A 19,543-nucleotide genomic window follows, 5' to 3' on the forward strand; every position below is an offset into this window, starting at 1 on the left:
CGTCCGGGCTACCAGGCGGTCCAGCCGCCGTCGACGGCGACGACCTGGCCGGTGACGTAGGCGGACGCGTCCGAGGCCAGCCACGTGACGACGCCGCGGAAGTCGTCCTCGGTGCCCATCCGGCCCAGCGGGGTGAGCCGCTCGTAGCGCTCGACGAATGCCTCGTCCTGACCACGCGCGATGCCGCCCGGCGCGAAGGCGTTGACCCGCACGTCGGGTGCGAGCACCGTCGAGAGGTAGCGCGTCAGCTGGGCGATGCCTCCCTTGCTCGCGGCGTAGGCCGCGGGGTTGCCCATCCGGGTGCCCTCGTAGAGACCCATGTTGGGGCCGACGAGACCGTAGATGCTCGACACGTTGACGACGCTGCCGTGCCCACCAGCCCGCAGCAGCGGCGCGAGCTGCCGGGTCAGCGAGAAGGGCGCCGTGAGGTTGAGGGCCAGCGCCATCGCGAAGGCGTCGTCGGTCTGCTCCTCGAAGGGGACGGCATACCCGGGGACGCCGGAGGTGCCGGTGAACGCGGCGTTGTTGACGAGGACGTGGCAGTCGCCGAGGTCACGGACCACGTCGACGACCCGCGAGATCCCTTGCGGGTCGAGCAGGTCGGCGCCGACCGGGACGTGGTGGCTGCCGGGGAGGGTGTCGACGGCGGCCGCGCAGCTCTCCCCGTCGAGGTCGACGACGACGATGCGGGCGCCCGCCGTCGCGAGGGCGTCGGCGAGCACGCGGCCGAGCGGTCCGGCGCCGCCGGTCACGACGGCCGTGCGTCCGGTGAGCGACGTCGTGGGTGTGGTCGTCATCGTGGTTCCTCCGTGTGCGCGTTGGGGGTGGCGACGTCGAGCCACGGCAGCGTGATGAGCCCCGCGCCGATGAGGGCCTCGATGAGCCGGAACTCGTATTCGTCGTCGATCGAGAAGGCCTGGGCCTCGGGGATCTCGAGCCCTTCGTGGGTGCCCTCGTCGAACCACGAGCTCTCGAGGCGGCGCACCAAGTCGGCCCGCCAGAGGTAGAAGTTGCCGTTGATCCGCAGGAACCGGCCGACGTCCTGCCGTCGGGTGACGCCGGTACCCGCCTCGAAGTAGCGGGAGAGCGCGCCGTCGCGGGAGCCGTCGGGACGCACGCCGACCCACACCGGGTTGAAGGTGGGTTCGGAGACGCTGATGACGCCGTCGAGGGCGGGCGTCGTGGCCAGGCGTCGGACGGCCTCGGCCAGCTGGGACGGCACTCGTGCGGGGCTCGTCGGGTCGAGGAGGAGCACCGCGTCGTAGGAGGCGCCCTCGTCGCGCTCGACCCACTCGAGGGCGTGACGCACGACGGGAGCCATGGGGGTGTCGTCGGCCGCGAGCTCGACGGGGCGCAGGAACGGGGCCTCACCACCGTGGGCGCGCACGACGTCCGCGATCTCGGCGGAGTCGGTGGTCACGACGCAGCGGGTGACCTCCGCGGTGAGGGCTGCGGCACGGATGCTGTGCGCGATGAGGGGCAGGCCCCACATCGGACGGATGTTCTTGCCGGGCAGGCCTTTCGAGCCGCCACGTGCCGGGATGACCGCGAGCACGCGGGGCGGGGTGTGGTCGGTCACGAGCCGTCCTCGGGGTCGGGGGTCTGCGAGGCCAGGGTTCTCGCCTCGTCGCACAGGCGGACGGCGTCGATGCCGTCGACCAGGGTGGCCGGCGCCCCCCGGGCGATCCGCTGTACCGCGGGAGACCACGGCTTGAGCCCGAGGGCCGCGCGCGCCTGGGTGCCCATGACGATGTCGCGGTCCAGGTCGTGCTCGAAGACCTGCTCGCTCACCTCGCCGTCGGAGGTCGTGTGCCGCACCATCGCGCGCGTGACGTCCCACTCGAGGATGCCGTCCGAGGTGTGGATGACGACTCCACGCGACGTCGGGCGGGTGACGTAGTCGAGCCGCGCCGTCACCGTGAAGCGGTCGCGGGTGGTCCAGAGCAGCGTCGCGGCCTGCTCGGCCTCGATGTCGAGCGGACCGCTCGTCTCGAGGTGCCCGCCGACGAGCTCGGGGCGGCCGAAGAGCACGCCGGCGTAGTCGATCTCGTGGACCATGTCGCGCAGCACACCGCCCTCGTCGCGGCGGGCCGAGTAGGACGCGCGGTAGTCGCGGTCGGGCCGCCAGTCCGGCAGCCACGACTGCGAGCGCACGTGCGCCGAGGCCGGTCCGTCGATGCGACCGACGAGACGGTGCAGGTGGCGGAAGGCCTCGTGCGCCCGGAGCGGCGCGGCGACCCAGATGTCCTGGGCCCGCGGGTGGGCGCGCAGCACGGCCGCGTCGTCCGCCGTCCCGGCGACGGGCTTCTCGACGAGCACCGACGCCGCACCCGCGTCGAGCGCCACGACGGTGTCGCTGACGTGGCGGGCGGTGTCGGTCGCGACGACCACGAGAGCGCCCTGCAGGGCTGCCGGGCCCGTCGCGTCGTCGAGGAGCCGGGCGCCGGTGACGTCGTCGACGGCGCCGGCCCCGAGCATCCGGTCGCGGACCGGCCAGAGCGCGACGTCGGCGCCCTCCTGCCGGAAGACCCGCGCGTGCCGCTGCCCGATGGAGCCGGAGCCGCGCACGACCACGGGCATCGACGACGGAGACGGGCTGGGCACACCTGCAGGCTAGAGGACGGCGCCCCGCACCGCGCAGGTCGCCGGGCTCCTCGGCGGGGCGGTTGAGCGGCGTGCCGGGCGCGCACCGGTACCTTCGAGCCTGTGACGAGCACGCCCGAAGGCACCGCGCCCACCGCCGACCGCGCGGGTGGCTCGCTCGGAGCGCACTCGGTCGTCTACCTCGTCGGCACGGCGCTGCAGGGCCTCGGCGTGCTCCTCGTCCTGCCCTTCGCCACCCGGGTGCTCGGCGCCGTCGAGTTCGGTCGCGTGGCAACAGGTCTCGTCGTCGTTCAGATGGTCGGCACCATCGCCGCCGCCGGACTGCCGCAGGTCGTGCTCCGTGAGCACCACCGCGGTGCCGAGGGCCCCCGGGTCGCGCGGGCGCTCGCCGGGACGATGGTGCTGCTGGCCCTCGGGCTCGGCGTCGTCGGTCTCGCGCTGGCCCTGCTCCTCTCCGCCACCGGGCACGCGGACCCCCGACAGTGGGTGCCGCTCGTCGTCGCCGCGGTGGCCCTGACGACGGTCGTGGCCGGCCAGACGCTGATGCGGGCGCGCCTCCAGCCCTGGGGCTTCCTCGCCCTCGCGGTGCTCGCCACCGTCGGGGCGCAGCTCGCCGGACTGCTCGCGGCGCGGGGCGAGCCGACCGCGGGGACGTACCTCACGGCATACGCCGTCGTCGTCGTGCTGGCCGCCGTCGTCGCCCTCGTGCTCGGCCGTCCGCTGCCGCCCACCGTCGAGCGCGAGCGGGTCCGGGCGGGCATCCGACTGGCCACGCCCCTGCTGCCGCAGGCGGCCGCGATGCTCGGCCTGCTCTCCGGGGACGTGCTGCTGGCCAGGGTCCTCGTCGGCGAGGCCGGGGCGGGCACCTACCAGGTGGCGCTGCAGCTCGGGAACATGCCGTTCGTGCTCGCCGTCGCCCTCTTCAACGCGTGGGGGCCGCTCGTGCTGTCCCACCCGATCGACCGCCGCTGGGCGTGGACGGCCCGCACCGGCACCGCCCTGACGACCGTCGTCGCGGCAGGCGCGGCGGGGGTGGCGCTGCTCGCGCCGTGGCTCGTCGCCGTCATGGCCGACCCGGGCTTCGACCACGTCGCCATGGTCGGCGCGCTCGGGGTCATCTGCACCGTGTCGGTGTCGTACATGCTCTACCAGGGCTCGTCGCTCGCCGTGCTCGACGCGGAGCGCACCGGCCGGCTCGCGTGGGCCGCGCTCATCGCGCTCGCGGTCATGGTCCTCGTCGCGCTCTCACTCGCACCGCGGTCGGGCGCGACGGGCGGGGTCGTCGGCGTCGCCGTCGCCAAGGCCGTGGGCTACGTCGTGCTCATGGCGCTGACGACGTGGTTCGCCCGGACCCACTCGCCGCTGCGCTGGCCGCCGCGAGTGGCGGCCGTGGCGCTGGCCGGGGTCGGACTCGCCCTCGTGGGTGCGGTGCTGCCGCTGGAGGGGCCGGCTGCGTGGGTGCGGGTCGCACTCGCCGCCCTCGTCGGGGCCGGCGCCCTGGCGGTCGCGCCGCGAATCCTGCGCACGCTGCGCGGATAGGATGGGGCGCCCGCCCGGCTCACCTCGATCCGGCACGCACCGACACGCAGGAGAGACGCTTTCGTGGTGACACCGCTCGTCCACATGGGGTTGGGCTACGACGACCTCCTCGTCCCGGCCCTCGTGCACGCGGGCTTCGAGACGAAGGACCTCATCCTCGTCGTCCGCACGGACGCCAACCTCGCGTGGGTGCGCCGGCACGCGCCGCGTGCCACGACCGTCCGACTGCCGTATGCCGCCGCGCGCAAGGCCAACGTCGTCAGTGGCCTCGCGCCCCACGCCGCTCTCAAGCGGGCCTGTGCCGGGGTCGGCCTCGACCCCCTCGACCTGCTCGTGTCCGAGCGGGCGCTGCGCCGCAACCGCGTCGACACCGCGATGAACTTCCTCAACCTCGCCGCCGAGGAGCTCGAGGCGGCCATCGAGGGTCGTGGTCCCGTGCTCGCCCTCGTCGAGTTCACCGTGACGTCCGAGCTGCTCACCGCTGGACTCGTGACCCACCACGGTGGCCTCGCGACCTGGCCACGCGGCATACGCCTCCCGTCCGACCGCTTCGGCCTCATCGGCGCGCCCAAGGGGATCACCCTCTGGGAGCGGCAGGTCGAGGACCCGTCGGCGCTGGCCGCCGGTCAGGCCTTCATCGACACGTGGCGAGCCGAGCACGGCCGGCCGATGGGCTTCGCGCGCAACCTCAAGGTCGAGACCGGCCAGGAGATCTGGCGGCTCGCGAGCGACCGCATCAAGGAGTTCGCCGTCGACCGCGGCGCGAACCTCCAGCTGCCCCGGCCCTCGGACTACGCCCGGCTCCCGTGGCTCAACCCCGTCAAGGCCCGGCTCAACCTGCGCGAGTACCAGGACCGTCGCTGGGACCCGGTGCCGGAGAAGTTCGTCTTCCTGCCGCTGCAGGTGCAGCCCGAGTCGAGCGCCGACGTCATGGGCCAGGAGTGGCGCGACCAGGCCTACACCGCCCGCGTGCTCGCCGACGCGCTCGCGCCGCTCGACATCGGGGTCGCCGTCAAGGAGCACGCGCACTTCATGTGGCGGCGCGACCCGGACTACTGGCCCCAGTTCGACGCTCATCCCAACATCGCGACGATCGACCCCTTCGCCGACTCACGCGACCTGATGAAGCAGGCGGTCTTCACCGTCACCGCGACCGGCACGGTCGGCCTCGAGGCCGGGCTCCTCGGCCTGCCGGTCGTCACGGGCGCCGAGATGCCGTGGAGCGGTCTGGGCAACGTCGCGCAGCTCGACTCGCCGGACGACCTGACGCGGTTCGTCGCCGAGCGCGGCTGGGAGTCGCTGCGCGCCGACCAGGCCTCGATCGACGAGTGGTTCGTCCACGAGTACGTGCGCAACTCGTGGGAGGGCCTCGTGCTCGACCCGCCGCGGGTGCCCGCCGTGCTCGAGCCCCACAACATCCGCAAGGTCGGCGGCGCGCTCGGCGAGGCCGCGGCCGCGCTCGGCCACCGGGGCGGGCCCGCATGACGGGCGGCGGCACCGGCTGGGTGGTCCTCGGCGCGGGCGGCCACGCGCGCTCGGTCGTCGACGTCCTCGAGCGAGCCGGCCACGCCGTCGTCGCGGTCTCGGGCGCCGTCCCGGCAGGCACGTCCTGGCACGTCGACGTGCTCGTCGACGACCGGGAGGCCTTCGAGCTCGTCGAGGCGCAGGGACTGCACGCGGTGGTCGCCGTCGGTGCCAACCGGGCCCGAGCACGCCTCGTGCGCGAGCTCGTGGCCCGCGGGCTCTCGGTCCCGCCCGTCGTCGCCGCCACCGCGACGGTCTCTCCCCGCAGTGTCCTCGGAGCCGGCTCGGTCGTGCTCGAGCACGCGCACGTCGGACCGTCCAGCACCCTCGGCGAGGCCGTCGTCGTCAACACCGCGGCCGTCGTCGAGCACGACTGCACCGTCGGCGCGGGCACCCACGTCGCGCCCGGTGCCGTGCTCCTCGGTGCCGCGTCCGTCGGCGAGCTCAGCCTCGTCGGCAGCGGTGCCCGCCTCCTTCCCGGCGTCGCGGTCGGGTCCGGCGTCACCGTCGGCGCCGGCGCCGTCGTCACCACGCACGTCGGCGACGGCGAGACCGTCGTCGGCGTCCCCGCAGCCACGCGCCCCACCGGAGGCACCGCATGAGCGACCACCTGAACGCCGTCCACCCGGTCGCGATCGGCGACGTCGACGTCCCGACGCCCGGTGACGTCTACGTCATCGCGGAGGCCGGGGTGAACCACAACGGCGACATCGAGCTGGCCCACCGCCTCGTCGACATCGCGGTCGCGTCCGGTGCGGACGCCGTGAAGTTCCAGACGTTCTCGCCCGACAAGCTCGTCTCGTCGGCGGCCGCGACGACGCCCTACCAGCGCGACCGCGGGGGAAGCGCGGACCAGCGCAGCCTGCTCGAGGCCCTGACCCTGCCCAAGGAGGCGTGGGTCGAGCTGCGCGACCACGCCACCGAGGCGGGGACGACCTTCCTCTCGACGCCCTTCGATCTCGACAGCGCCGAGATGCTCGTCGAGCTCGGGCTGCCCGCGCTCAAGGTCAGCTCCGGAGAGCTGACGAACCTGCCCTACCTGCGGGAGATGTCCCGACTCGGGGTCGTCCTGCTCGTCTCGACGGGCATGGGCACCCAGGACGAGGTCGAGGCGGCTGTCGAGGCCTGCGCCGACGCGCCGGGCCTCGTGCTCTTCCACTGCGTCTCGGCCTACCCGGCACCCGTCGAGGAGTGCAACCTGCGGGTCATCCCGCGCCTGACCGAGCTGCACGGCATACCCGTGGGGTGGTCGGACCACACGCCCGGGCTGACGACGGCGCTCGGCGCCGTGGCGCTCGGGGCGCCGATCCTCGAGAAGCACTTCACGAGCGACCGCACCCTCCCCGGCCCCGACCACCTCGCCAGCCTCGAGCCGGACGCCCTGACCGACTACGTCGCGACGACGAAGCAGCTCGCGCTGGCGCTCGGCGACGGCGTCAAGGTGCGCATGCCGTCGGAGGAGGAGAACGCCGTCCTCGTCCGACGGTCGTGGCACGCGGCGCACGCGATGCCTGCCGGTACGCAGCTCGCGGGCACCGACCTGCAGCTGCTGCGCCCCGAGGGTGGCGTCAGCCCCGCCGTCGACATCCGCGGACGTGTCCTGGCCCGTGACGTCGAGACCGGCGCCCCCGTCACCGACGCCGACCTCGTCGACTGACGCCGTGGCCCCCACGCACACGGTCGCCGTCTTCGTCGGGACCCGCGCCGACCTCGGACCGCTCTCGGCGGTGCTCGAGGTCCTGCAGTCGGCGAACGACGTGACCCTGCGGGTCCTGACCGGGGTGATGTATGCCGCCGACGACCTCGTCGCGGCCCTGCCGACGAGCTCTCCCCGAGAGGTCTGGCGGGACGTCGTCGTGCCGCTCGCCGAGCCGATGACCGCCGTGACGGTCGACGCGCAGCTCGAGCAGGGTGCGCTGCTCGCGCGCGCGTGCGGCCGGGCGCTGCGGGACGAGCACGTCGACGTCCTCGTCGTGCTCGGCGACCGCTGGGAGCTGCTCTACGTCGTGCCGCCCGCCGTCCTGCTCGGAGTGCCGGTCGTGCACCTGCACGGGGGAGAGGTGACCGAGGGGGCCCTCGACGAACGGGTCCGCCACGCCGTCACGAAGCTCGCCGACCAGCACTGTGTCGCGTCCGAGGACGCCGCGGCGCGGGTGCGTCAGCTCGGCGAGCCGGCCGACCGGGTCCACGTGACCGGTGCGCCGGGTCTGGACCGCCTGGCGACCGCGTCGCCGATCTCGGACGCCGACCTCGGCGAGTTGCTCGGCACGACCGTCGAGCGACCGCTCGCGCTCCTGACGTACCACCCGCCGACCGCCCAGCCCGGCGCCCCGGTCGGGCAATGGGCGCGCGAGGCGGCCGAGGCCGCGCTCGCCACGTGCGGCACCGTCGTCGCCACCCACCCGGGCATGGACGAGGGACGCGACGAGATCCTCACGGAGCTGACCGGCCTCGCGGCACGCGAGCCCCGCCTCCGGCTCGTCGCCGCCCTCGGCCGCGACTACCCGCGGGTCCTCGCGGCCGCCGACGTCGTCGTCGGCAACTCGAGCTCGGGCGTCATCGAGGCCGCAACCCTGCACGTGCCGGCCGTGGACATCGGCGAGCGTCAGCGCGGTCGGCTCCGGGGCGACAACGTCGTCCACGCGGCCGAGGGGCGGGAGGCCGTCGAGGCGGCACTGCGCACCGCGCTCAGCCCCCGCTGGCGGGAGCACTCGGCCCACGTCGCCAACCCCTACGGCACCGGTACGGCCAGCGCCGCCATCCTCGATATCGTTCGGACAGCGGCGCTCGCCCCACGGACCAAGCACTTCGTCGACCTGCACCCGGCACCGGTGGTGGGCCGGCCACGGGCCCGCCGCACGAACGAGGAGGAGGAGGAGTGACAGCGCGAGACCTGCGCGCGGCGTGCGCGCCGACCACCGCGACGATCCGCGACGCCCTCGAGGTCGTGGACCGCAGCGGCAACCTCGTCTGCCTGCTCGTCGACGACGAGAACCGCCTCGCCGGACTGCTCACCGACGGTGACCTGCGCAGGGCCTTCCTCAAGGGCACGAGCCTCGACGACGCCGCCCTCGACCACGCCACGCGGACGCCGCACTTCGTCGCCGCCGGGTCACCGCGGGCACTCGTCCTCGACCTCATGCAGGCCCTGCGCATCTCGGCCGTGCCCGAGCTCGCCGACGACCGCACCCTCGTCGGCCTGCACACCCTGTCGGACGTCGTCGGGTCGGCACCGTTGCCCAACGTCGCCGTCGTCATGGCCGGTGGTCGCGGCACGCGCCTCGGCGACCTGACCAAGGACACCCCGAAGCCGCTCATGACCGTCGCAGGCCGCTCGATCCTCGAGTGGATCGTCCTCGGTCTCGTCGGTGACGGCATCCGTGAGATCTACGTCAGCGTCAACTACCTCGCCGAGCAGATCGAGGAGCACCTCGGGGACGGCTCCCGGCTCGGGTGCAGCGTGCGCTACCTCCGGGAGGACCCGGAGCGACCCCTCGGCACCGCCGGCTCCCTGACGCTGCTCCGCGACGAGCGACCCGACCTCGAGCACGCCGTGCTCGTCATGAACGGCGACCTCATGGTCGAGTTCGACGCGAGCGACCTGCTCGACGCCCACCGGCGGACGGGCGCCGCCGTCACCGTCGCGACCCGCACCTACCAGCACGAGGTGCCGTTCGGCGTCGTCGAGAGCACCGACGGGCGCGTCACGGCCGTCTCGGAGAAGCCGACGCTGAGCTTCGACATCAACGCCGCGGTGTATGCCGTCGAGCCGCGTGCGCTCGCCTGGCTTCCCACCGGGCGCGCCAGCACGATGCCGGGCCTCGTCGAGACGTGTCTCGAGCGTGGCGAGCCGGTCACGGCCTGGCCGATCCAGAGCGACTGGATCGACGTCGGCACCCCGAAGGACCTGGCCCGCGCGAAGGGCGAGACGTGAGCGCTCGCGCGAGCGACGACGCGACGGCCACGGTCACCCTCGACGTGGCAGACGGCATACGAAGACACATGGACGACGAAAAGGCAGCTGTGACAACACTTTCCGGCCAGAGCACCAACGGCGAGATCCCTGAGATCGAGCTCACCGCACGACCCGTCGAGGGCTCGGTCGCGGGCAAGACCGTCCTCGTCACGGGCTCCGACGGTTTCATCGGGTCGCACGTCGTCGAGCGGCTGCTCGCCGACGGCGCACACGTGCGCGCCTTCTGCCTCTACAACTCCAACGGCTCGACGGGGTGGCTCGACGAGTCCGATGCCTTCAAGGCCGCGGTCCGCGACGGGCAGGCCGAGGTCGTCCTCGGCGACATCCGCGATCCCGAGCACGTCATGTCGACCACCGAGGGCGTCGACGTCGTGCTCCACCTCGCGGCGCTCATCGCGATCCCCTTCTCCTACGTGGCTCCCCGCTCCTACGTCGAGACCAACGTCATCGGCACGCTCAACGTGCTCGAGGCCGTCCGGCGCCACGGCACGCCGCGGATGGTCAACACGTCGACCTCCGAGGTCTACGGCACGCCCGAGTCGGTGCCGATCACCGAGGCGCACCCGCTCCGCGGTCAGTCTCCCTACTCGGCGACGAAGATCTCGGCCGACAAGATGTGCGAGTCCTACGCCCTGTCCTTCGAGACGCCGGTGACGACGCTGCGGCCGTTCAACACGTTCGGCCCCCGCCAGTCGACGCGCGCCGTCATCCCGACCGTGCTGTCGCAGCTGCTCGCCGGTGCGAGCCAGCTCAAGCTCGGCGACGTGACGCCCAAGCGCGACTTCACCTTCGTCGCCGACACGGCCGACGGCTTCGTCCGCGCAGCTCTGGCCGACGTCGCACCCGGCACGACGATCCAGCTCGGCACCGGACGCACCGTGTCGGTCGGCGACGTCGTCGAGCTGTGCCGCAAGGTCACCGGCAGCGACGCCGAGATCGTCACCGAGAGCGACCGCATCCGGCCCGAGGGGTCCGAGGTGCAGATCCTGCTGTCCGACCCGTCGCTGGCCAACGCGGTGCTCGGCTGGGCGCCCACCGTGTCCTTGGAGGAGGGCCTCGCGGCCACCGCCGAGTGGCTGCGTCCGCGCGTCGACCCCGAGACCGCCGGGCGGTACCACCGGTGACCGCGACCGGCGGGGCGCACGCGACCGGCGAGGCGCACGCGCCCGGAGCCCGCGGCCCCGAGGGCACGATCCCGCTCGCGGTCCCCAACATCGGCGAGCTCGAGCGCCGCTACGTCCTCGAAGCCGTCGAGTCGGGCTTCGTCTCGTCCGTCGGGCCGTTCGTCTCGGAGTTCGAGCGGCGCTTCGCGGAGCGGGTCGGCTCGAAGCACGCCATCGCCTGCGCGACCGGCACGGCCGCGATCCACATCGGCCTGATCCTGCTCGGGGTCGAGCGCGACGACGACGTCGTCTGCTCCGACTTCACGTTCGTCGGCTCGGTCAACCCGATCGCCTACTGCGGCGCCCGGCCCGTCCTCGTCGACGCCGAGACGACGACGTGGAACATCGACCCGGCCCTGCTCGTGGGCGAGCTCGACCGCCGTGCGGCCGCCGGGGAGGCCCAGCCCAAGGTCGTCGAGATCGTCCACGTCCTCGGTCAGCCCGCCGACATGGGACCGCTCATGGACGCCTGCGACCGGCACGGCATACCCGTGCTCGAGGACGCCGCGGAGTCGCTCGGGGCGACGTGGACGGCTGGGCCCTACGCCGGGCGCCACACGGGCACGGTCGGCCGGATCGGCTGCTTCTCCTTCAACGGCAACAAGATCGCGACGACGGGCGGTGGCGGCATGATCGTCACCGACGACGACGACCTCGCTGCCCGGGCGCGCCACCTGACGACCCAGGCGAAGGTGCCCGACGTCGGCTACCTCCACGACGAGGTCGGCTACAACTACCGCCTCACGAACATCGCGGCGGGCCTCGGCCTCGCCCAGCTCGAGCGGCTCGACGAGTTCGTCGCGGCCAAGCACCGCATCGCGTCCCGCTACGACGCGGCCTTCGCCGACCTGCCTCTCGTCCTGCCGCCGCGCGTCGACGGACTCGACGCGACGTACTGGCTCTACTCGGTCCTCGTGCCCGAGTCCGACGGGCGTGGGCGCGACGAGTTCCTCGCGCACCTCAACGGGCTCGGCGTCGGGGCGCGGGCGCTGTGGCGGCCGCTGCACGACCAGCCGCCCTTCCTGTCGGCGCCGCTCGTCGGCGGGGCTGTCGGAGACGGCCTGTTCGCCCGCGGTCTCTCGCTGCCCTGCGCGACCGAGCTGACCGACGCCGACCAGGACCGTGTCATCGCGGCGGTGCGCTCCTTCTTCGTCTAGGCCGGCGCCGTCCGGGCCGGACGGCCGACGCACCGCGCCCCGGCGTGGGGCAGGATGTCGACGTGGAGATCGCCATCGGGCTGCTCGCGATCGCAGCCACCGTCCTCGGGGGGTCCTGGCTCGCGGACCGGTTCGACCTGCCGCCGCCCCTCGTCCTCATCGTCATCGGCATCCTCGGCTCCTACCTGCCGTTCGTGCCCGAGGTGGCCCTGAGCCCCGAGGTCGTGCTGCTCGGCATCCTCCCGCCCCTGCTGTACGCCGCCGCGATCCAGACGTCGCTCGTGGACTTCCGCAACAACCGCGGCGTCATCCTCAGCCTGTCCGTCGGGCTCGTGCTCTTCACGGCCCTCGGGGTGGCGCTCTTCCTGCGGTGGGCGCTCGGCCTCGACTTCGCCGTCGCCTTCGCGATCGGCGCCGTCGTCGCCCCGCCTGACGCGGTCGCGGCCACGGCGGTGGGCCGGCGCATCGGGCTGCCGCGCCGGCTCGTGTCCATCCTCGAGGGGGAGTCGCTCGTCAACGACGCGACCGCCCTCGTCTCGCTGCGCACCGCCCTCGCCGCGGCCGGACTCGCCGCGGGCGTGTCGTCCGGCGGAGTGTCCTTCGGCGGCGTCGTGCTCGACTTCGCCTGGGCGTCGGTGGGGGGCATCGCGATCGGTGTCGGGGTCGCGCTCGTCGTCTCCGTGCTGCGGCGGCACTTCTCGACCGAGCCGGCCTTCGACACCGTGCTGTCGTTCATGGTGCCCTTCGCGGCCTACGTCCCGGCGGAGGAGCTGCACGCCTCGGGCGTCATCGCCGTCGTGACCGCGGGCCTCGTCCTCGGCCACAAGTCGCCGCGCACCCAGACCGGCGCCTCGCGCCTCAGCGAGCGGATCAACTGGACCTCGATCCAGTTCCTCCTCGAGAACGCCGTCTTCCTCCTCATCGGGCTGCAGGTCTTCTACGTCCTCGACAGCGTCCGCAGCTCGGAGCTGTCTGCGCAGCAGATCACCCTCGCCGCGGTCGGCACGCTCGTCGCGGTGCTCGTCCTGCGGCCCCTGTGGGTCGTGCCGTTCCGCTTCCTCAGCACCCAGGTGTTCCGCATCGAGGCGCAGGCACCGTGGTCTCACACCGTCGTCCTGTCGTGGGCCGGCATGCGGGGCGTGGTGACGCTCGCCGCGGCCCTGCTGCTGCCCCAGGAGACCCAGCACCGGGACGTGCTCGTGCTCATCGCCGTCGTCGTCACCGTCGGCACGCTGCTCATCCAGGGCACGACGCTGCCGGCCCTGGCCCGCTGGCTCGACGTGCGAGGGCCGGACCCGCGCGAGGACGCGCTCCAGGCGGCCACGGTGCTCCAGGCCGCGACCCGGTCCGGGCTCGACGTGCTCGACCGGATGGACGACGTCGACGAGGCGACCCGCGACATGTTGCGGTCGAGGTCCGAGGACCGCCTCAACCAGATGTGGGAACGGCTCGGACCCCGCAGCGGCAACGACGACGAGACCCCGAGCGTCCGCTACCGACGTGCCCGGATGCAGATGCTGCAGGCCGAGCGCGACGAGGTGCTGAGGCTGCGCGACGAGGGGCGGGCCGACCACGTCGTGCTGCGCGTCGTGCTCAGCTCGCTGGACCTCGAGGAGACCATGCTCGACCGCATCGACGACCAGGAGAGCCGCCTGGCAGAGAGTGAGATGTTGCCCGTGGACACGATCGAGGCTCCCTGCGAGCACCTCCAGGACACCGACTCCTGCGTCGAGCCGCGCACGCCCGAGGGCTGCGAGGAGTGCCTCCGCGACGGCACGACGTGGGTGCACCTGCGCCTGTGCCTCCAGTGCGGGCACGTCGGCTGCTGCGACTCGTCCGAGATGAAGCACGCCACGGCGCACTTCCACGAGACGGAGCACCCCGTGATGCGCTCCATCGAGCCGGGTGAGGCCTGGCGCTGGTGCTTCGTCGACGAGGTCGTCGGCTGAAGCCGCGGCTCGTTCAGCCGGAGTGCTCGGCCAGGAGGGTCAGGAACGCGGCGCCGTACTTCTCCGCCTTGACCGGCCCGATGCCGTTGACCGTGAGCAGCTGGGCCGTGCTGCCCGGTCGGGCCCTCACCAGCTCCCACAGCGTGCGGTCGGGCAGCACGACGTAGGCCGGCACGCCCTCGGCGTCGGCGATCGACCGCCGCTGCGTGCGCAGCAGCTCGAAGAGCGCCCGGTCGGCAGGGCTGGCCCCGGCGCCGTCCCCGGGCCTCGCCGAGCGCGAGCGTGAGCCAGCCGAGGAACGGCTGCGTGCCGGGGCGGCCGAGAGCCGACGCAGCTCGACCGTCTCCACGCCGTCGAGGATCGGTCGGGCCGCCTCTGTGATGGTGAGGGCACCCATCCGGCCCGGGTCGGGGACCAGCACCGAGCGCGCGACGAGCTGGCGGATGACCGAGCGCCACTCCCGGTCCGCGAGATCGCTGCCCACCCCGAAGGTCGGCAGCTGGTCGTGCTGCCAGCTCACGATCTTGTCGGTGCGCTTGCCGAGCAGCACGTCGATGACGTGCCCCGCGCCGAAGCGCTGGCCGGTGCGGATCACGGCCGAGAGCACCTTCTGCGCGGGCACGGTGGCGTCCCAGAGCTCTGGCGGCTCCAGACAGGTGTCGCAGTTGCCGCAGTCGCCGGACTCCTCGTCGAAGTAGGCCAGCAGCAGACGCCGGCGGCACGAGGAGGCCTCGGCGTAGCCGAGCATCGCGTCGAGCTTCATCGAGTCGACGCGCTGGTGCTCGGGACTGCCGTCGGACCTCATGATGAACGAGCGCTGCTGCACGACGTCGGCGAGGCCGTAGGCCATCCACGCCACCGCCGGCTCGCCGTCGCGACCTGCGCGCCCGGTCTCCTGGTAGTAGCCCTCGAGGCTCTTCGGGAGGTCGACGTGCGCGACGAACCGCACGTCGGGCTTGTCGATGCCCATGCCGAAGGCGATGGTCGCCACGACGATGACGCCCTCGTCACGACGGAATCGCTGCTGGGCGGCGGCCCGCGCCTCGTTGGGCAGGCCGGCGTGGTAGGCGATCGCGTCGTAGCCCTGCTGGCGCAGGAACGCCGAGATCTCGTCGGTGCGCTTGCGCGACTGGCAGTAGACGATGCCGGCGGAGCCGCGGAGGCCCGCGCCGTCGGGGCCCGTCTCGAGGAAGCGGAGCAGCTGGGCGCGCGCGTCGCTCTTCTCCTCGACGACGTAGCGGATGTTGGGCCGGTCGAAGCTCGAGACGAACTCGGCGGCGCCGTCGAGGCGCAGCCGTTGGTGGATCTCCGTGCGGGTGAGTGCGTCGGCCGTGGCGGTCAGGGCGATGCGCGGCACCCCGGGGAACCGCGCGGTGACCTCCGCGATGCGGAGGTACTCCGGCCGGAAGTCGTGCCCCCACTGCGACACGCAGTGCGCCTCGTCGATGGCGAAGAGTGCGATGCCGGCGCCGGTGGCCGCATCGTCGAGCATATGCAGGAACGAGGGCATGAGCAGTCGCTCGGGCGCGACGTAGAGCAGGTCGAGGCGGCCCTCACGCACGTCGCGGCGGACGGCGTCGGACTCCTCGGCGGACGAGGTGGAGTTCCAGAAGGCCGCTCGCACCCCGAGCAGGCGCAGCGCCTCGACCTGGTCGTGCATGAGCGCGATGAGCGGCGACACGACGACGCCGACGCCGGGCCGCACGAGCGCGGGCAGCTGGTAGCACAGGGACTTGCCGCCCCCGGTGGGCATGAGCACGACGGTGTCGTGACCCGCCACGACGCGGTCGACGATCGCCTGCTGGGCCCCGCGGAACGCGCTGAAGCCGAAGACGTCGTGCAGGACGCGACCGGCGGCCGTCTCGTCGTGCGGGCCCTCGTCGGTGGCGACGGGTGCCTCGCCCGTCACCTCGGCCGTCACCTCGGCCTTCACCTCGGCGACGAACTCGGGCTCGGGCCCACCAGCTGCTTCTCCATGACCCGGCGAGCGTACCCGCCACCGCCGACCGGCCTCAGACGAGCCGCTGCGTGACCGTGTGGGTGTCGCCGTCGTGGACGACCGTCGTCATGGCGCCCTGCACGAGCGCGAGGAACGGCGCGACGTGGCCGCACTCGACGTCGGCGACGATGGGCACGCCGAGCATCCCCAGGGCGTCGACGACGGCTGCGTGCTGCGTGAAGCCGTGCGGCTCGGGCGCGCTGGTCCGGGACACGAGGATCCCTCTTGCGGCGTCGAAGAAACCGTGCAGGCGCATCGCGTGCAGGGCGCGGCAGATGTCGTAGGAGCTCCACTCGCAGATGTCGAGCAGGACGAGCAGGCCCTCTGGGGCGTGCCGTGCGGCAAAGCCGCCCGTGTCGCCGAAGGCTCCCCCCGCGAGGAAGCCGACGGTCTCGACGCAGCCGCCGACCAGTCGTCCCGTCACGGTGACCGCCTCGCCCTCGTGGCCCGGATCGATGCGGGTCCACGTGCCCCGGCCCTCGAGGGTCATCTCGGAGACCGTCGGGTTGCCGGCGTAGTCGTCCCAGCCACCGGAGCGGTGCCGCCCGGGGGAGTGCTGCCGCAGCTCGTCCCCGGCCGCGGCGCCCGCCACGTCGACCCAGTGGAGTATGCCGTCCGGCACGGCATACGGGGTGTCCATGAGGTTCTGCCCGTGGATCGTCGCGATCCCGGTCGTGAGGGTGAGCGGGGTCAGCCAGGTCGAGGTGTCGGAGAAGCCGACGCACCACGTCGGCTCAGCAGCGGCGACCGCGTCGAGGTCGAGCAGGTCGAGCAGGTCGATGCCCGTCTCACCACCCCATGGCGGGACGACCGCCCGGATGCTCGGGTTGAGGAGCATCTCCATGAGCTCGGCGGCGCGGGCCTCGCGCGGCCCGCTCACGTGGCTCGGCGCGTGGTTGAGCTCGCCCACGACGACGTCGAAGCCGCGGTCGCGGAGGCACTGGACGGCATACGTGAACCGTCCCCAGAGCTCGTCGGAGACGCCGGAGCTCGGCGAGGTCACGCCGATCCGGTCGCCGGGGCGCAGGGGGGCGGGGTAGCGGATCGGCATGGCTGCCATCGTGCCAGCCATGCCGATCCGCTTCAGCCCGGTTTCGGGCCGTGGTGGGTGAGTCAGGCCTTGGCGGCCGTGAAGCCCTGCTCGAGGTCGGCGACGATGTCGTCGATGTGCTCGATGCCGACCGAGAGCCGGACGAGACCCGGTGTCACGCCGGCGGCGAGGCGGTCCGCGTCGGGCCCCTGGGAGTGCGTCGTCGAGGCCGGGTGGATGACGAGCGAGCGCACGTCGCCGATGTTCGCGACGTGGCTGTGCAGGGTCAGCGCCTCGACGAACTTCTTGCCCGCCTCGAGGCCGCCGGTGATCTCGAACGAGAGCACGGCGCCGGCCCCACGCGGCGTGTACTTCTCCGCGAGAGCGTGGAACGGGCTGTCCGGCAAGGAGGCCCACACGACCTTCTCGACCTGGTCATGCCCCTGGAGGTAGGCGGCGACCTGATGCGCGTTCTCGAGGTGGCGCTCGATGCGCAGCGACAGCGTCTCGATGCCCTGGGCGATGAGGAACGCGTTGAAGGGCGACGCGGCCGGCCCGAGGTCGCGCAGCAGCTGGACGCGGGCCTTGAGGATGAAGGCGAGGTTCGCGCCCAGCGGGCTGCCGACGCCGAGGTCACGGGCGAAGACGAGCCCGTGGTAGCTCTCCTCGGGCGTGTTGTAGTTGGGGAACTTCTCCGGGTCGGCGCCGAAGTCGAAGGTGCCCGCGTCGACGATGACGCCGGCGATCGAGGTGCCGTGACCGCCGAGGTATTTCGTCGCCGAGTGCACGACGACGTCGGCCCCCCATTCGATGGGGCGGATGAGGTAGGGCGTCGCGACGGTGTTGTCGACGACGAGCGGTACGCCGTGCTCGTGGGCGAGGGCAGCCACCGCCTCGATGTCGAGGATCTCGCTCTTGGGGTTGGCGATGGTCTCGCCGAAGAGGAGCTTGGTGTTGGGGCGGATCGCGGCGCGCCACGAGTCGATCGACGTCGGGTCCTCGACGAAGCCGACCTCGATGCCGAACTTCGGCAGCGTGTGCTTGAAGAGGTTGAACGTCCCTCCGTAGAGGCTGGGGGAGACGACGACGTGGTCACCGGCCTCGGCGATGTTGAGCACGGCGAGCGTCTCGGCGGCCTGGCCCGAGGCGACGAGGAGCGCGCCGACACCGCCCTCGAGCGCGGCGATGCGCTGCTCGACGACGTCGGTCGTCGGGTTCATCAGGCGGGTGTAGATGTTGCCGAACTCCTTGAGCCCGAAGAGGTTCGCGGCGTGGTCGGTGTCGTTGAAGACGTAGCTCGTCGTCTGGTAGATCGGCAGCGCGCGGGCTCCCGTGGCACTGTCGGGTGCCTGGCCGGCGTGGATCTGCTTGGTCTCGAAGGACCAGTTGGGCTCGGTCATCGGTCGTCCTGCTCTTCCTGGGTCGTGTCGCTGACCGGGGTCCCGTGTGACCGGGCCCCGTGCACCGACGGGTCGGTGCGGGAGAGAGGCTCTCCGCGCTTGCCCGAGCGCCGGGTGGCGTCGACGGGCCAGGTCTTCACCCGGGGCACCCCACCGCGGTTGGAGGGTTGCCGGCCAGCGAGCCGGGGCTTGTCGCTGGCGCTCATGACCTACCGGCGAGTGTACGTATGCGTGTCCGCCACGTGGGAGGGCGTGTCCTCATCGTGGACGAGAGGTCGCAGACACGGGGTCTGCCGAAAGGCTCACCGGTTGTCGCCCAGGTGGGATCACTTGCAGGGCACGGGAACTCGTTGTCCACAGCTGTGTCTTTCGCTCTTTGAGTCGGACTCGAACACGTGTTCTAATGGTGGTATCAGAAGACCATCGAGAGGAGGCTCGCCGTGCCGTTCACCCCGTCACCGGTCGAGCCGGCCGGTGCGCGTGCGGGAGGGTGCTGGCCGGTGCTGCGCGTGCAGTGGTCCGCCGACCCGCGGCACTGGGCACGCGCGATGGACCCGGTCCTCGCACGGCTGCGCGCGGATGCTGCGCCGGTCCCGGCGCAGGGGTCCGCGGTGTCGCCCGGGCGGGTGGGTGGCCTCGGTTCAGCCCGAGTGGCTGGCAGTGAGAGAGCTGCCGCGGCTTCGGCGTTGAAGGGGTTGGCTCGGGCTGGGGAGCGCGTGCTGGATCAGATCCAGGCGCTCGAGGTCGCCAAGGCGCGTCTGGAGGCCGACCTGCTCGCCGCGTACGGCGCGTTGGCCACGATCGAGGCCCAGCAGATCGACGCCCTGCCCGCCGCAGCGGCGGCCCGGGTCTCGGCCCGGGTCTCGCCCGAAAGGGTCGTCACCGAGGAGATCGCCCTCGCCACCGGTGTCGGCGTCGGGGAGGTCGCCCGCCGGGTCGCGGTCGCGACCGCACCGCGCCGTCACCGGGTCATGATGGCCGCCCTGGCCCGGGGCATCACCTCGCTGCACCGAGTGCTGCAGGTCGCCTCCGACACCACGGCGCTGCCCGACACGGACGTCACCACCGTCGCGCAGGCCGTGCTCGCCCCGACCCGCGACGGGCAGCCCGTCGCGCAACGCACCTTCACCGCCCGGCTCCGGCGGGCCGTCGCCTCGGTCGATGCCCGCGGCGCCGCCCAGCGGCGCGCGCACGCCCGGTCC

Annotated in this window: 15 protein-coding genes, 1 pseudogene and 1 riboswitch; of the genes and pseudogenes, 10 read left to right on the forward strand and 6 right to left on the reverse strand. The window is 72.9% G+C overall.

Annotated features, from left to right (window positions below; translation table 11 throughout):
- Positions 1 to 8: 8 nt before the first annotated feature.
- The 3 genes from H283_RS0122840 to H283_RS0122850 are packed head-to-tail and all read right to left on the reverse strand — an operon-like array spanning position 9 to position 2,604.
- Positions 9 to 797 carry an SDR family oxidoreductase gene (locus H283_RS0122840; RefSeq protein ID WP_020145854.1) on the reverse strand — a complete coding sequence of 263 codons (789 nt, stop codon included), beginning with the start codon at positions 795 to 797 and terminating at the stop codon, positions 9 to 11.
- Positions 794 to 1,579 carry a cytidylyltransferase domain-containing protein gene (locus H283_RS0122845; RefSeq protein ID WP_020145855.1) on the reverse strand — a complete coding sequence of 262 codons (786 nt, stop codon included), beginning with the start codon at positions 1,577 to 1,579 and terminating at the stop codon, positions 794 to 796. Before H283_RS0122845 ends, H283_RS0122840 begins: the two co-directional genes overlap by 4 nt.
- Entirely contained in the window at positions 1,576 to 2,604 is a 1,029-nt protein-coding gene (locus H283_RS0122850; RefSeq protein ID WP_043650622.1) for a Gfo/Idh/MocA family protein, read from the reverse strand. The genes H283_RS0122845 and H283_RS0122850 overlap by 4 nt, the downstream gene beginning before the upstream one ends.
- Before the next feature lie 102 nt (positions 2,605 to 2,706).
- Between H283_RS0122850 and H283_RS0122855 the strand changes: the two genes are divergently transcribed.
- From H283_RS0122855 to H283_RS0122895, 9 genes are all read left to right on the forward strand, one after another.
- Positions 2,707 to 4,143, forward strand: a complete 1,437-nt coding sequence (locus tag H283_RS0122855; RefSeq protein WP_020145857.1) for a lipopolysaccharide biosynthesis protein — start codon at positions 2,707 to 2,709, stop codon at positions 4,141 to 4,143.
- Between the two features lie 63 nt (positions 4,144 to 4,206).
- Positions 4,207 to 5,628: a hypothetical protein gene (locus tag H283_RS0122860; RefSeq protein ID WP_028785854.1), complete on the forward strand. Its 1,422-nt coding sequence runs from the start codon at positions 4,207 to 4,209 to the stop codon at positions 5,626 to 5,628.
- On the forward strand, positions 5,625 to 6,269 hold the full coding sequence (locus H283_RS0122865; protein ID WP_028785855.1) for a NeuD/PglB/VioB family sugar acetyltransferase: 645 nt from the start codon (positions 5,625 to 5,627) through the stop codon (positions 6,267 to 6,269). Before H283_RS0122860 ends, H283_RS0122865 begins: the two co-directional genes overlap by 4 nt.
- Positions 6,266 to 7,324, forward strand: coding sequence for an N-acetylneuraminate synthase family protein (locus H283_RS0122870; protein WP_020145860.1), 1,059 nt, complete (start codon positions 6,266 to 6,268; stop codon positions 7,322 to 7,324). Before H283_RS0122865 ends, H283_RS0122870 begins: the two co-directional genes overlap by 4 nt.
- A 4-nt stretch (positions 7,325 to 7,328) precedes the next feature.
- The gene (neuC, locus tag H283_RS0122875) at positions 7,329 to 8,549 is read left to right on the forward strand and encodes a UDP-N-acetylglucosamine 2-epimerase (RefSeq protein WP_156023405.1); all 1,221 of its coding nucleotides are present in this window, start codon (positions 7,329 to 7,331) and stop codon (positions 8,547 to 8,549) included.
- Positions 8,546 to 9,601: a nucleotidyltransferase family protein gene (locus tag H283_RS0122880; RefSeq protein WP_020145862.1), complete on the forward strand. Its 1,056-nt coding sequence runs from the start codon at positions 8,546 to 8,548 to the stop codon at positions 9,599 to 9,601. Before neuC ends, H283_RS0122880 begins: the two co-directional genes overlap by 4 nt.
- Positions 9,598 to 10,767 (forward strand): SDR family NAD(P)-dependent oxidoreductase, encoded by a 1,170-nt coding sequence (locus H283_RS0122885; RefSeq protein WP_020145863.1) that lies wholly within the window; start codon positions 9,598 to 9,600, stop codon positions 10,765 to 10,767. The genes H283_RS0122880 and H283_RS0122885 overlap by 4 nt, the downstream gene beginning before the upstream one ends.
- Complete coding sequence (locus H283_RS0122890; RefSeq protein ID WP_020145864.1) at positions 10,764 to 11,963, forward strand: DegT/DnrJ/EryC1/StrS family aminotransferase; 1,200 nt, start codon at positions 10,764 to 10,766, stop codon at positions 11,961 to 11,963. The genes H283_RS0122885 and H283_RS0122890 overlap by 4 nt, the downstream gene beginning before the upstream one ends.
- Before the next feature lie 62 nt (positions 11,964 to 12,025).
- Positions 12,026 to 13,912, forward strand: coding sequence for a Na+/H+ antiporter (locus H283_RS0122895; protein WP_020145865.1), 1,887 nt, complete (start codon positions 12,026 to 12,028; stop codon positions 13,910 to 13,912).
- Positions 13,913 to 13,925: 13 nt separating this feature from the next.
- Here H283_RS0122895 and recQ read toward each other — a convergent pair whose 3' ends face one another.
- From recQ to H283_RS0122910, 3 genes are all read right to left on the reverse strand, one after another.
- On the reverse strand, positions 13,926 to 15,833 hold the full coding sequence (gene recQ, locus H283_RS0122900) for a DNA helicase RecQ (RefSeq protein WP_231372353.1): 1,908 nt from the start codon (positions 15,831 to 15,833) through the stop codon (positions 13,926 to 13,928).
- Positions 15,834 to 15,924: 91 nt separating this feature from the next.
- The gene (locus H283_RS0122905) at positions 15,925 to 16,983 is read right to left on the reverse strand and encodes an LD-carboxypeptidase (RefSeq protein ID WP_231372354.1); all 1,059 of its coding nucleotides are present in this window, start codon (positions 16,981 to 16,983) and stop codon (positions 15,925 to 15,927) included.
- Positions 16,984 to 17,024: 41 nt separating this feature from the next.
- Complete coding sequence (locus H283_RS0122910) at positions 17,025 to 18,341, reverse strand: bifunctional o-acetylhomoserine/o-acetylserine sulfhydrylase (RefSeq protein ID WP_020145868.1); 1,317 nt, start codon at positions 18,339 to 18,341, stop codon at positions 17,025 to 17,027.
- Between the two features lie 90 nt (positions 18,342 to 18,431).
- A riboswitch (SAM riboswitch) is annotated at positions 18,432 to 18,551 on the reverse strand.
- A gap of 506 nt (positions 18,552 to 19,057) precedes the next feature.
- Between H283_RS0122910 and H283_RS0122920 the strand changes: the two are divergent.
- A pseudogene (locus H283_RS0122920) lies at positions 19,058 to 19,543 on the forward strand (HNH endonuclease); the annotation flags it as partial.

This window comes from Terracoccus sp. 273MFTsu3.1, assembly GCF_000383675.1.
In the GTDB taxonomy this organism is placed as follows: Bacteria; Actinomycetota; Actinomycetes; order Actinomycetales; family Dermatophilaceae; genus Terrabacter.

Bases quoted from the DNA above. Each gene is read 5' to 3' on its own strand.
- H283_RS0122840 (WP_020145854.1), bottom strand. From the start codon at position 797: ATGACGACCACACCCACGACGTCGCTCACCGGACGCACGGCCGTCGTG.
- H283_RS0122865 (WP_028785855.1), top strand. From the start codon at position 5,625: ATGACGGGCGGCGGCACCGGCTGGGTGGTCCTCGGCGCGGGCGGCCAC.
- H283_RS0122870 (WP_020145860.1), top strand. From the start codon at position 6,266: ATGAGCGACCACCTGAACGCCGTCCACCCGGTCGCGATCGGCGACGTC.
- H283_RS0122905 (WP_231372354.1), bottom strand. From the start codon at position 16,983: ATGGCTGGCACGATGGCAGCCATGCCGATCCGCTACCCCGCCCCCCTG.
- H283_RS0122910 (WP_020145868.1), bottom strand. From the start codon at position 18,341: ATGACCGAGCCCAACTGGTCCTTCGAGACCAAGCAGATCCACGCCGGC.